This window comes from Micromonospora purpureochromogenes (assembly GCF_900091515.1).
Lineage (GTDB): Bacteria > Actinomycetota > Actinomycetes > Mycobacteriales > Micromonosporaceae > Micromonospora > Micromonospora purpureochromogenes.
The window spans coordinates 3,964,949-3,977,879 of sequence record NZ_LT607410.1 but is presented as its reverse complement, the minus strand read 5'-3'; the positions used below and the strand labels follow the sequence as shown (position 1 = coordinate 3,977,879).

Below are 12,931 nucleotides of genomic sequence, written 5' to 3'. Positions count from 1 at the left end.
GAGACCTCCCCATGACCAGCGGGGTAACCACGCCCACCACCACCCGTGTGATCCACAACCCGGTGCTGCCGGGCTTCCACCCCGACCCGTCCATCCTGCGGGTGGGGGAGGACTACTACCTGGCCACCTCGACGTTCGAGTGGTACCCCGGGGTGCGGCTGCACCACTCCCGGGACCTGGTCCACTGGCGGCCGCTCGGCGGCCTCCTCACCGAGCGCCGCCTGCTCGACCTCACCGGCGTCGGCGACTCGTGCGGCGTCTGGGCGCCCTGCCTGTCGTACGCGCACGGGCGGTTCCACCTCGTCTACACCGACGTGGCCAGCTTCGCCGGCGGCTACTGGGATCCGCAGAACTACGTGGTCACCGCACCCGACGTCACCGGCCCCTGGTCGGACCCGGTGCCCGTGCACGCGCACGGCTTCGACCCGTCGCTCTTCCACGACGACGACGGCAGCACCTGGCTGCTGGCCATGCGCGCGGACTGGCGCCCCGGGCGGGACTCGTTCGGCGGCATCGAGATCCAGCGGTACGACCCGCTGGCCGGGCGGCTCGTCGGCCCGCCCCGGCTGATCTTCGAGGGCACCACCGCCGGGGTCACCGAGGGACCGCACCTCTACCGCCGCGACGGCTGGTACTACCTGCTCACGGCCGAGGGCGGCACCAGCTGGGAGCACCAGGCGACGGTGGCCCGCTCGCGGTCGCTCTTCGGTCCGTACCGGCCGGACCCGGACGGACCGCTGATCAGCTCGCACGGCCGGCCCGAGCTGCGGTTGCAGAAGGCCGGCCACGGCAGCCTGGTCGAGACCGGCGACGGCCGGTGGTACCTGGCCCACCTCACCGGCCGCCCCTACACCCCGCTGGGCAACTGCGTGCTGGGCCGGGAGACCGCCCTGCAACCGGTCGAGTGGACCGCCGACGGGTGGCCCCGGGTGCGCGGGGGCGTACCCGCTGACGTGGTGGCCGCCCCCGACCTGCCGCCGGCGCCGTGGCCGGCGGAGCCGGCGACCGATGACTTCGACGCCCCCACCCTCGGGCCGGCCTGGTCCACCCTGCGCCGCCCGGCGACCCCGGACTGGGTCGACCTCGCCGTCCGTCCCTCCCACCTGCGGATCGTCGGCGGCCAGTCACCGGTCGGGCGGCACCGGCCCAGCCTGGTCGCCCGCCGGGTAACCGACCCGCGCTGCGCCCTGTCCACCGTGCTGGAGTTCCGGCCGGAGACCTTCCGCCAGCTGGCCGGGATCACCGGCTACTACAACAGCCGCAACTGGCACTACGCCTACGTCAGCCTGGACGACGCGGGAGAGCCGGTGCTGGCGGTGCTCAGCTGCGACTCCGGCCGGCGCGCGGCGTACCCGGAGGCGACCGTGCGGCTGGGGCGGCGCGCGCGGCTCGGACTGCGGGTGGTCTTCGACGGGCCGGCCCTGCGGTTCTCCTACGACCTCGGCGACGGGTGGCGGCCCCTGTCGCCCGTGCTCGACGCCACCATCCTCTCCGACGAGCACGCGGCCCGCGCGGTGGACGGTGAGCCGACGGGTTGGGGCTTCACCGGGGCGTTCGCCGGCCTCTGGGTGCAGGACATCGGCGCCGACGGCGGGTACGCCGACTTCGACTCGGCCACCTGGCACATCGGCGCGGCCGTCGACTGACCCGAGGGACGCCCGCCACCGGGACACCCGGTCGGCGCGCCGGGTGCGGGCCGGCCCGCCGGCCCGGCGGTGCCTCAGCCGACGGGCACGGTGGCGGTGACGGTGGCCTGGTCGACGTCGCTGGTCCGGACGGTGAACCGCAGCGTCCACTCGCCGCGGACCGGGAAGGTGACCTCCGCACTGGCGTGGTGCGGTTCCGGCGTGTCGACCGGCACCCGGACCGGTTCCACGCCGGCCGCCGGCAGGGCCAGACTGACCGTCCACTCCACGACCGGCAGCGCCTGGCCCTGCGGCGTGTAGACGTAGGCGTGCAGGGAGTTCGGCGTCCCGACCCGCACCGGGTAGACGTCGAACTGCAAGGTGTACAGGCCGCTGGTCAGCGTCTGGGCGACCCCCACCCGGCTGGCCCGGGCGGCCTCGGTGCCGGCCGTGCGGCCCGGCGGCGTCTGCACCAGCACGGCGCCGAGAGCCAGCACCACCGCGGTGGCGGCCAGCTCGACCCCCGCCGCCCGGCTGACCCGGCCCGGCCGGCCCGCCGCCAGCCCCCGGCGCACCAGGCGTCGCTGCCCGGCGGCGACCGCCAGCACCACGGCGAGCAGAGCGGCCTTGCCGCACAGCAGCCGCCCGTACGTCGTGTCGAGCAGCGCGGTGGGCCGGCCGAGCTCGACCGCGGCCTGGGCGACGCCGCTGGCGACCAGCCAGCACACCGCGACGGTGGCCAGCCGGGACCAGGCGGGCAGGACGCGGGCGCGCACCCGCTCGTGCAGGCCGGGCAGCAGGAACGCCACCAGGGTGAGCAGCCCGCCCGACCAGACCGCCATCGCGGCCAGGTGCACCACGCCGACGGCGACACTGACCGGCGGCAGCGGCGCGGCCACCGGGTGCCCGGCCAACGGCCAGGTGGTCAGCGCGGCGACGCCGACCACCGCCAGCGCGGCCCGCCGCCCCCGACCCGACCGGCCGGCCACGACGGCGGGCAGCAGCGCCGCGGCCACGCCGACCAGGGCCAGCCGGGCGCCCAACACCGGGCCGACGGCGCTGGCGCCCACCGCCCGTAGGTCGGCCGGGGACAGCTCACCGACCGGCGCTCCCACCATGTCGGCGGCCTGTGCCACCCACTGCCCGGCGGTGGCCACCACGACCAGGCCGAGGCCCGCCCCGGCGGCGACCTGGGCCGGGCGGCGGGAGCGCCGGCGCGGCCACATCCCGACGGCCAGCAGCACCGGACCGACGGCCAGCACCAGCCCCAGGTAGCCGACGTACCGGGCGGCCGGCGCCAGCGCACCGCTGGGCCGGGTCCGACCGTCGGGCGGCGGGGGAGTCGCCGACGGGGCGCCGGCGGAGTAGGTGAAGCTGCCCGCCACCGGATGGCTGTCGGCCGAGATCACCCGGTAGCTGACCAGGTAGGTGCCGAGCGGCCGCTCGGGCACCCGGACCGGGATGCGCAGGGTACCGCCGCGCACCACCGGCTCACCCGTGTGGACCTTCCGCCCGTCCGGGCCGAGGACCTGCACCCGCCCCGCGACGGGGGACACCGGCTCGCCGAAGGTCACCACCACCTCCCGCGGCGGGGAACCGATCACCGCGTCGCGTACCGGGCTGGTGGCGACCAGCGCGGCGTGGGCGGCGGCGGGGACGGGCGGCGCCAGCGGTACGGACAGCAGGGCGAGCAGCAGCCCCAGCAGCGCGGCGGTTCGGGTACGCACGACCAGTGGTTCGGATCGGACAGCCGTACGGTTCAACGCGGACGGGTCTCGGACCACCCGTGGTCACCGGCCGGGCGGCTCAACCGGTGCCGGAGGGCGAGTTGCAGGGCGAGCCGGGCGTCGGGATCGTCCAGCGCCGGGCCGAACAGCTCACGCAGCCGGCGCATCCGGTACCGCACGGTCTGCGGGTGGGTGTGCAGCTCCTCGGCGACGGCGACCACCTGCCCCTGCCGGCGCAGCCAGCTGTGCAGCGTCTCGGCCAGCGCCTGCCGGGCGGCGGGCCGCACGCCGTCCAACGCGGCCAGCCCGACGGCGGCCAGCCGGTCGGCGAGGCCCGGCTCCCACGCCATCAGCAGGGTCAGCAGGTGCTCGTCGCAACCGAGCGGCCCCGCCGGGAGCACGCCGTCGTGTTGCAGGGCCAGCGCGCGTCGGGAGAGCCGGTACGACAGCCGGGCCCGGCCCAGCTCGACGGTCGGCCCGAACGCCGCCCGCCGGCCGGTCAGCGCCTGCCGGGCGCGGGCCAGCCGCCCGGGCGTGCCCGGGTCGGGCAGGACGAGCCGTACCGCGTCGTCGATGACGGTGGCGATCGCGCCCCCGCCGATGGACCGCGCCAGGTGCTCGGCGTCGGTGCCGTCGACGCTGACCACGGCGACGCTGCGGGGCGGCGGCCAGCGGGCCGCGTCGGCCGCCGCGTGCAGCGCGCTCTCGGCCGGGGTCTCGGGCTGCACCAGCAGGGTGATCAGCCGGCGTCGGGTGGTCGCCCAGTCCTGCGCGGCGTCGCGCTGCTCGTCGAGGAACCCCTCCGCCGCCGCGCCGGCGAGGGCGTCGGCGAAGCCGAAGAGCGCACCGGCGATGACGTACAGGTCGCCCGGCGCCGGGCCGGCCGGGCCGGCGTTCTCCACCAGGAAGGCCCAGATGTCCCGGGCGCCGAGGGTGAGGACGGTGCGCAGCGCGTCCACCCGGTGGCCCTCCCGGTACTCGGTGCGGCCGAGGGCGTGGAACACCGCCCGGGTGGCGGCGAGGTCGCGGCCCGGGTCGGCGACCGCCTCGACGAAGGCGTCGACGGCGGTCTCGACGCCGAGGGTGAGGCCCTGCCCCTGTCCGCCGGTCAGCGACCGGCCCTGCGCCCGCATGGCCGCGCGGACGGTCGCGAGGATCCGCTCGTGCAGGGGCGCCCGCAGCCCGCGGAGGTGCCCGCCGACCGTCGGCGGGAGGGCGGCGAGCCCCGGCTCGATGTCGATGAGCGCGTCGGACACGCTTCCGCCCCTCACTTTGTCATCCGGGTTACAAAACCTACCCCGGATCTTGCGCGTCGACCGCCACCATTTTGGCAATCTGGTACGTAGCGTCGGTGGCATGGATACGGATGTCATCGTGATCGGCGCCGGGCTGGCCGGCCTGGTCGCCGCCGCCGAGGCCGCCGACGCGGGTCGGCGGGTGCTGCTGCTCGACCAGGAGCCCGCGCAGAACCTCGGCGGGCAGGCGTTCTGGTCGTTCGGCGGCCTCTTCCTGGTGGACTCGCCCGAGCAGCGGCGGATGGGTATCCGCGACTCGGTCGAGCTGGCCTGGCAGGACTGGACGGGCAGCGCGGCCTTCGACCGGCCCGAGGACCACTGGCCGCGCCGGTGGGCCGAGGCGTACGTGCACTTCGCGGCCGGGGAGAAGCGGGCCTGGCTGCGGGGGATGGGCCACCGGCTCTTCCCGGTGGTCAGCTGGGCCGAGCGGGGCGGGGGAGCGGCCGACGGCCACGGCAACTCCGTACCCCGGTTCCACGTCACCTGGGGCACCGGCCCGGGGCTGGTCGAGCCGTTCGCCCGGCGGGTCCAGGACGCCGTCGCGCGCGGCCGGGTACGGCTGCTGTTCCGGCACCGGGTCGACGAGCTGGTCACCGCCGGCGGCGTGGTCACCGGGGTACGCGGGACGGTGCTCGAACCTGACGACGCCCCGCGCGGCCGCAGCACCTCCCGGGTGGCCGTCGGCGACTTCGCGTACGGCGCGCAGGCCGTGATCATCACCTCGGGCGGCATCGGCGGCAACCACGACCTGGTCCGGCGGGCCTGGCCGGCGCGGCTCGGCACGCCGCCGACCCGGATGGTCGCCGGGGTGCCCGCCCACGTCGACGGCCGGATGCTGGCCATCACCGAGGCCGCCGGCGGGCAGGTGATCAACCCGGACCGGATGTGGCACTACACCGAGGGCCTGCGCAACTGGGACCCGGTCTGGCCGGACCACGGCATCCGGATCCTGCCCGGCCCGTCGTCGCTGTGGCTCGACGCGACCGGCCGGCGCCTGCCCGCGCCGCTGTTCCCCGGCTTCGACACCCTCGCCACCCTGCGGCACCTGCGGAGCACGGGCCACGACTACAGCTGGTTCCTGCTCACTCAGAAAATCATCGAGAAGGAGTTCGCGCTGTCGGGCTCCGAGCAGAACCCGGACCTGACCAACCGCAGCGTCCGGCAGGTCCTGCACCGGGTCCGTCCCGGCGCGCCCGGCCCGGTCGAGGCGTTCAAGCGCCACGGCGCCGACTTCGTGGTCGCCGACACCCTGGAGGAACTGGTCGACGGGATGAACGCGTTGGCGGCCCAGACCGGCGGCCCGCAGCTGGACGTCACGCCGCTGCGCCGGCTGGTCGAGGCGCGCGACCGCGACATCGCGCACCCGTTCGGCAAGGACGCCCAGCTGCACGCCGTCCGGGGCGCCCGCCGGTACCGGGGCGACCGGCTGATCCGGGTCGCCACGCCGCACCGCCTGCTCGACCCGGCGGCGGGTCCGCTGATCGCCGTCCAGCTGCACGTGCTGACCCGCAAGACCCTCGGCGGGCTGCACACCGACCTCTCCGGCCGGGTGCTGCGCCCGGACGGCGAGCCGCTCGGCGGGGTGTACGCCGCCGGCGAGGTCGCCGGGTTCGGTGGCGGCGGCATGCACGGCTACAACTCCCTGGAGGGCACCTTCCTCGGTGGTTGCCTCTTCTCCGGGCGGACGGCCGGGCGGGCCGCCGCGGCGGCCGTCGCCTAGAGAGTCACGCCGGTCGCGGGGCGGCCCGCCCCGCGACCGCTCGGGCGGCGCCCGCCCCGGTCGGGACGGGCGCCGCCCGGTGTCGCTCGATCAGCTGGTGGGGAAGTTGTCCGGGGTACGGATCCGATTGCGCATGAAGACGCCGGACTCGGTGAGCACGCCGGTGCCGGCGTACGTGCCGCCGTAGCAGGTGCCCGGCCTGAAGGCGGCGCTGGCCTCGTCGGCGTCGGAGTACGTCCAGTTGGCGTAGCTGATCTTCAGCCGGTCCAGCAGGTCCAGCCAGGTGGTGCTGCTGCCCGCGTCGACGGCCCCGCCGCCGGTGTAGGTGACCGTGCCGAACTCGGTGACGAACAGCGGCAGCCGGGCGGCGGCCCGCTCGACCTCGGCCCGGTAGTTGTCCTTGTGCGACGCGGCGTAGAAGTGGAACGCGTACATCACGTTGCTGGCGTTCACCGGGTTGTTGATCACCTCGGTGGAGTTGCCGCCCTCCGACACGCCCAGCGAGGACCAGCCCCGGGTGCCGACGACGACGATCGCGTCCGGGTCGTTGGCCCGGATCACCGGGATGACCTGCTCGGCGTAGTTCTTGATGGTCTGCCAGCTGACCCCGTTGGGCTCGTTGGCGATCTCGTAGATGACGTTGGTGCGGTTGGCGTTGCGGGCCGCGACGGCGGCGAAGAAGGTCTTGGCCCGGTCCAGGTTGTACATCGGGTCGCCGGGGGTCAGCGTGTGGAAGTCGATCAGCGCGTACAGGCCCCGCTCACCGGCCTCGTCGACCAGGGTGTTGACCCGGTCGGTGAAGCCGCTCGGGTTGGTCTCGTAGCCGCCCTCCTGCACGTACATCGAGATCCGCAGCAGGTCGGCGTGCCAGTCGGTGGCGAGCGCGTCGAGGGACGCGTCGTCGTAGCACTGGGCGAACCACTGCAGGCCGTGGGTGCTCATGCCGCGTAGCTGGATCGGCCGGCCGTACTGGTTGCACAGGTTCACCCCGCAGACCCGGAGCTGACCGTTGATTGCCACCGGCGTCTGCCCGGTGGGCAGTGGCGTGGTCGGCGGTGGCGTGGTCGGGGGTGGCGTGGTCGGCGGTGTGGTGGTCGGCGGCGGGGTGGCGGGGGTCGTCGCGCCGATGCAGGTCGTGCCGTTGAGGGTGAACGACGTGGGCGCCGGGTTGCTGCCCGTCCAGGTGCCGTTGAAGCCGATGGTGGTGGACGCCCCGCCGGCCAGGGAGCCGTTCCAGCTCAGGCTCTGCGCGGTGACGGACTGGCCGCTCTGCTGGTACGTCGCCGACCAGCCCTGCCCCACCCGCTGCCCGGCGTCCGGGAAGCTGAAGCCGAGGGTCCAGCCGTTGACCGCGTCCCCGAGGTTCTTGATCGTGATGTTGGCGGTGAACCCGCCGGTCCAGGAGGTGGTGGTGTAGGTGACGGCGCAGCCGGGTGCCGCCATCGCGTTGGCGACCGGCAGGAACGCCGACGCGCCGATGGTCAGGGCGGCCGCGGCACCGGCGGCGAGCAGGTGCCGCCGCGTCGGGCGGGGGATCTTCTGCATGGGACCGTCTCAATCTGTGCGGGGGTCGGGTGCGAGGTGGTGTGCCCGGGCCGGCCGTGGACCGGATGGATGTGGTGCCCACACATCACCCACCCGTCCGGGCGGTGCCCGGTGTCGCCTCGATGCCCGGACGAGGCTCGGGAGCGCTCCCATGACAGCCTAGAGGCGTCCGCAACGTCGTCGCAACATGTCGATGCGTCGAAGTGTCCGGCGCGGGTCCGGCCGCCCGACCGCCGGGTGCGGGCGCGAGCCGGCCCCGCCCCGGTGAGCGGGGGCGGGGCCGGGGGAGCGGATCTCAGCGGCCCTGCAGGGACCGGACGTTGTCGCCGAAGGTCCAGCCCTTGGCGCCGTCCCAGTTCAGCGACCAGGTCATCAGCCCCTTCAGCCCGCCCCGGTAGGCGTTCCACGCCTGCGCCACCGACGACGGCGGCAGGTGTCCGCCGCCGGCACCGGGCTGCGCCGGTAGGCCGGGGACCTGCTTGTCGTACGGGACGCGGATGGTGGTGCCCTGGACGACCAGTCCGGTGTGGAGGCAGTCGGTCTGCGCGGTGAAGCCCTGCACCGTGCCCGCCGGGTAGGAGTCGCCGGAGCAGCCGTACATGCTGCCGTTGTAGTACTGCATGTTCAGCCACCAGAGCCGGCCGTTGTCGGCGTACCGCTTCACGATCGGCAGGTACGCGCCCCAGATGGAGCCGTAGGTGACGCTGCCGCCGGTGACGTACGCGGTCTCCGGGGCCATGGTGAGGCCGAAGCCGGCCGGCATCTGGGCCAGCACCCCGTCGATGATCCGGATCAGGTTCGCCTGGGAGGGGGAGAGCCGGTTGATGTCGCCGCTGCCGGTCAGGCCGGTCTCGATGTCGATGTCGATGCCGTCGAAGTTGTACTTTTTCAGGATCGGCACCACCGTGGCGACGAACCGGTCGGCGACCGCCGTCGAGCTGAGGTCGATGCCGGCGGTGGCGCCGCCGATCGAGAGCAGGATGGTCAGGCCGGCCGCCTTCGCCTGGCACATCTCGGCGGGGGTGGGCACCTTGACGGTGGCGTCCATGCCGTCCTCCCAGAGCACGGTGCCGTCGGCGCGGATCACCGGGAAGGCGGCGTTGACCACGTTGTAGCCGTGTCCGGTGATCCGCGGGTCGGTGATCGGGATCCAGCCCAGCGGCGGGTGGACGCCGTTGGCGGCGCCGTCCCAGTTCTCCCAGTAGCCCTGCAGCACCTTGCCCGCCGGTCGGGGCTTGACCGCGCAGGTCGGCGTGCCGGGCGGCGGGGTGGTTGGCGTCGCGGTCGGCGTCGGGGTCGGGGTGGGCGACGAGGTGCGGGTGGGCGACGGCGTGGGTGCGGGCGTGCCGCCGCCGTCGCAGGCGCCGAGGTCCCGCCACAGCGACGGCGTGGCGGCCGGGTTCCAGCCGGCGCCCGGCGGTGGCGTGTGGGTCATCAGGGCCTCGTAGCGCCGGCCCGCGTAGCTGACCTGGCTGCCCGCCGGGTAGGTGGTGCCCTCGGCCCAGGCGGGCGCGGTGCAGGCGAGGGCCGCGACGTCGGTGATGGCCGCGGCGAGCCCCTGCGTCGTCGGCAGGGCGGCGGCGACTGTGGCCAGCGCCACGCCGGCGGCCAGGGCGGTGAGTGCGGGTCGGAGTCGCATGACATACCTCCTCGTCGATGCGCGGGAGGCTATCAGTTAACTTTGTTAAATGTAAATGCCGCGATGCGTCGGCCTGTCAGGCGCGGCTGCGGACGAAGGTCTCCTCGCCCCACGACCCGTCGTCGGCCGCCAGCCGGATCACCAGCCGGTCGCCGGCGCAGCGGTACGAGCCCGCCGAGTCCGCCATCACCGAGCTGATGTCCAGCTCCCGGCCGTCGACCCGCAGCAGGTTCACGTCGCCCGCGGTCACCCCGTCGCGCTGCCGGTACCGCCCCACCCCGGCGGTCCACCGGTTGCGTGCCCCGCCGGACGTTGCGCACGGTGTGCCCGTTGAGGGAACCCTCGGCCACGGTCAGGTCGAACAGGTCCGTCGCGGTGCCGTCCACCCGGTACGCGCTGGCGAAGCCGGTCTCCGGGCCGCTGACCAGGTCCACGCTCGCGTCCTGTCGCAGCCCGGCCAGCGTGCCCAGCGGCGAGTCGGCGGCGACCGGGACGTGGTAGCGGCCGGCGGTGAGCCGCCACACCCCGACCAGGCAGCCGTCCTGTCCGGTCACCGCCGCGCGCCCCGACCCGCGGTGCGCGCCGGCGACCGCCCCGGACGCGCCGAGCAGCACCACGACGGCGGCCCCGGCCAGCAGCCAGCGCCGGTGCCGGGCGCGCGCCGCCACGGCGAGCGCCGCCGTCACCGCGGCACCGAGCGCCGCGGCGAGCGCCGCGAAGACCGGTGCGACGAGAAGGGCGTGACTGACCGACCGGACGACGAGAACCTGCTCGGGAGGCCGGACACAGTCGAGGTCGGCGGCGGTGCCGAGGCAGGGCAGCGCCGCCGTCACGGCCACCAGCACCGGCGCCAACAGCAGCCCCGCCGTGCCGGCGGCGAGCAGGGCGTGCCAGACCGACAGCCGTCGGCCGGCCACGGCCGCGACCGCCACGGTCATCTCCACCAGCGTCACGGGCAGCAGGGTGTGACCCTCGACCAGGCCCCGCAGCGCCGCCGGCCCGAGGTCCGGGTCCCGGACCGCGACCGCGACGCCGGTCGCCACCGCCGGCAGCGCCGCCGCGCCGACGACCCCCGCGACCAGGCCGAGCCGGACCGCCCGCCGGGTGGCGTGCCGGTTCGCCAGGACCGGGTACAGCGCGGCGGCGAGCGGCAGCGCGAGCAGGTACGGCGCCTGGTCGGCCAGCACGCGGACGTACCAGCCGAGGGTGTCCAGCAGGGTGAGCGCGGTGACATGGTCGGGGTGGCCCTCCCGCGCCGCGAGCACCCGCGGCATGCTCACCTCCGAGTCCGCCGACCACGCGTCCAGGATCAGGAACGACGCCACGAAGGCGGCGGCCAGCACGGTCGTGGCCACGGCGGCGCCGGCCCACGCCAGGCGGGTGCGGGTCGCGTCGCCCACCGCGACCCGGCGCAGGTGCGCGCGAGCGCCGAGGGCGACCCAGCGGCCGAGCAGGACGCCACCGGCGACCCCGAGCACGGCCCAGGTCAGCTCGACCCACCAGGCCGGCCGGTCGCTGGCGTACCCGGCGGACCAGGCCAGCCGGCGGCCGACGAGCAGCCCGGCGGCGAGCGCCGCGCCGAACAGGCCACCCCGGGACGCCGTGCCGCCGCCGTGCCGCGCCCACCACGCCGACCGCCACAGCGCGCCGGTGGTGACCAGGGCCAGCGGCGCGCCGAGCAGCAGGCCGACGAGGAACGCGCCGCCGGTGAGGGGATCGGGGCCGCCCAGGGTGCGCGGCAGTTGCGACATCAGGTCCAGCAGCGGCGGTGCGGCGATCCCGGCCGCCAGGCCGGCCCCCAGCGCCTCGATCGGGCGGGCGGCGACCCGGCGCGCCGGGCGGGCCAGCTCGTCGGCGCGGGCCCCGGCCAGCGGCTGGAACCGGAACACGGCGGCGAGGCGGGACCAGCGTCCGGCGCGGGTGCGGTCGGCCGCGAGCATCGCCCGGGCGGTCGCCGCGTCCACCCCGGTCAGCCGGGCGTCGGCGGCGAACTCCCGGGCCCGCAGCACCGACCAGGCCGACACCTGCACCACCAGCGCGAACACCGCCAACCGCCAGGCGTCGCCGAGCAGGTGCGCGGCCGGTACGGCGCCGGCGTAGTTGACCGCGACGGGGGCAAGCACACCCAGCGGGAAGGCCCATGCCAACGCGATCGTCAGCCGGGTCAGGTCCACGTCCGCGTTGCGCAGGTGGGCGAGTTCGTGCAGGACGACCGTCCGGAACACCCCGGGCGCCGTCCGGTGGGCGTGCACGAGCCCCAGGTCGAGCCGGACGTACCGGACTCCGACCGTGCCGAAGGTGTTGCCGCTGACCCGTGCCGACCTCGACACCACGAACGTCGGCGGCCGACGCAGCCCCACCTCGCGGACCAGGGCGGCCAGGTCCGCCCGCAACGCCTCGGTGCCCGGCACCCGGTCCAGCCGGCGCAGGTCGCGCCACCGGCGTTCGCACCACGGCGCGGCCAGGTAGATCGCCGCCGTCACGGCCGTCAGCACCGCCAGCCCGACGAGCATCTGACGCACCACGTCGGCGTGCAGGGTGCCGAGGCACCGCTGCACCGCTGCGGCCGACTCCTCGTTGACCGTGCCGGCGCGCACGTCGACCGGCGGCGGAAACCGGCGCAGCCCGCCGACGCACTCGGCCCGTTCCCGGGTGAGCGCGGCGTCGATGAGCACCGTCTGCCAGCCGAACATGCTCGTCCCGACGACCGCGGTCACCACGGCGACGAAGCGGCCCAGGGCCGGCGAGGGCAGCGGCGGGGTCAGCGCGGCGTGGCCGGCGCGGTACGACGTCGCCTCACGCACCGTCGGCGTTCCCGCCGTCCACCCCGAACCGCGCGACGAACGCGTCCCGCACCGCGGCGCGCAGCAGCGCCACCTGGTCGTCGGTGAGCGCCCAGCGCGGGTCGCGGGCGGCGGCGGTGACCGCCTCCTCGATGCGCAGCACCTGCCCGGGGCGCAGCCGCACCGCCGGCAGCGCCGGCGCCTCGGCGCCCGAGCGACGGACCCGCCACCGCCGGCCGAGCCGGCGCAGGCCGCCGCGCACCGCGTCGGTGGCCTGGCCCTGCGCCGCGTCACGCAGCGCGGTGAGCGCGACGCCGGTCAGCACCATGACGTACGGCAGCAGCGGCTCGACGTTCTCGTGGAACCCGCCTCCGCCGGCCTCGCCGCCGCTCACCCGCACCAGGTCACGAGGGTCGTCGCGCCAGCGGTCGGGGTCACGCCGGTACGCCGGTTGCAGGAACACCATCAGCGGCTCCTCGTCGGGGGCCACCGCCCGGATCGCCAGCCGGACGAGGTCCTCCTCCGTCCCGCCGCCCGAGACCTGCCTGGTCGGGTTCATGGTGATCGTGCCTCCCGGCCTGTCGGGTCGCCGCGCGC

General features: G+C 75.7%; 8 protein-coding genes. 2 read left to right on the top strand and 6 right to left on the bottom strand.

The annotated features are described in order from the left end of the window. The first annotated feature begins 11 nt into the window (after window positions 1-11). Entirely contained in the window at window positions 12-1,646 is a 1,635-nt protein-coding gene (locus GA0074696_RS18410; RefSeq protein ID WP_172894327.1) for a glycoside hydrolase family 43 protein, read from the top strand. 74 nt (window positions 1,647-1,720) lie between these two features. Here GA0074696_RS18410 and GA0074696_RS18405 read toward each other — a convergent pair whose 3' ends face one another. Both GA0074696_RS18405 and GA0074696_RS18400 read right to left on the bottom strand, forming a co-directional pair. Continuing rightward, window positions 1,721-3,352, bottom strand: coding sequence for a copper resistance CopC/CopD family protein (locus GA0074696_RS18405; protein ID WP_231925064.1), 1,632 nt, complete (start codon window positions 3,350-3,352; stop codon window positions 1,721-1,723). A gap of 32 nt (window positions 3,353-3,384) precedes the next feature. Further along, window positions 3,385-4,608 (bottom strand): PucR family transcriptional regulator, encoded by a 1,224-nt coding sequence (locus GA0074696_RS18400; protein ID WP_157746004.1) that lies wholly within the window; start codon window positions 4,606-4,608, stop codon window positions 3,385-3,387. A 100-nt stretch (window positions 4,609-4,708) separates the two neighbouring features. On the opposite strand from GA0074696_RS18400, the gene GA0074696_RS18395 reads away from it, so the two are divergent. Then, window positions 4,709-6,367 carry an FAD-binding dehydrogenase gene (locus GA0074696_RS18395; protein ID WP_088962240.1) on the top strand — a complete coding sequence of 553 codons (1,659 nt, stop codon included), beginning with the start codon at window positions 4,709-4,711 and terminating at the stop codon, window positions 6,365-6,367. A 90-nt stretch (window positions 6,368-6,457) separates the two neighbouring features. Here the strand turns inward: GA0074696_RS18395 and GA0074696_RS18390 are convergent, their stop codons facing one another. The 4 genes from GA0074696_RS18390 to GA0074696_RS18375 form a co-directional block, all read right to left on the bottom strand. Then, window positions 6,458-7,912, bottom strand: a complete 1,455-nt coding sequence (locus GA0074696_RS18390; protein ID WP_088962239.1) for a cellulase family glycosylhydrolase — start codon at window positions 7,910-7,912, stop codon at window positions 6,458-6,460. A 295-nt stretch (window positions 7,913-8,207) separates the two neighbouring features. After that, window positions 8,208-9,551: a carbohydrate-binding protein gene (locus GA0074696_RS18385; protein WP_088962238.1), complete on the bottom strand. Its 1,344-nt coding sequence runs from the start codon at window positions 9,549-9,551 to the stop codon at window positions 8,208-8,210. A gap of 32 nt (window positions 9,552-9,583) precedes the next feature. Continuing rightward, complete coding sequence (locus GA0074696_RS18380; protein ID WP_088962237.1) at window positions 9,584-12,355, bottom strand: M48 family metalloprotease; 2,772 nt, start codon at window positions 12,353-12,355, stop codon at window positions 9,584-9,586. Beyond that, window positions 12,348-12,893 (bottom strand): hypothetical protein, encoded by a 546-nt coding sequence (locus GA0074696_RS18375; protein ID WP_088962236.1) that lies wholly within the window; start codon window positions 12,891-12,893, stop codon window positions 12,348-12,350. The genes GA0074696_RS18380 and GA0074696_RS18375 overlap by 8 nt, the downstream gene beginning before the upstream one ends. Window positions 12,894-12,931 lie beyond the last annotated feature (38 nt).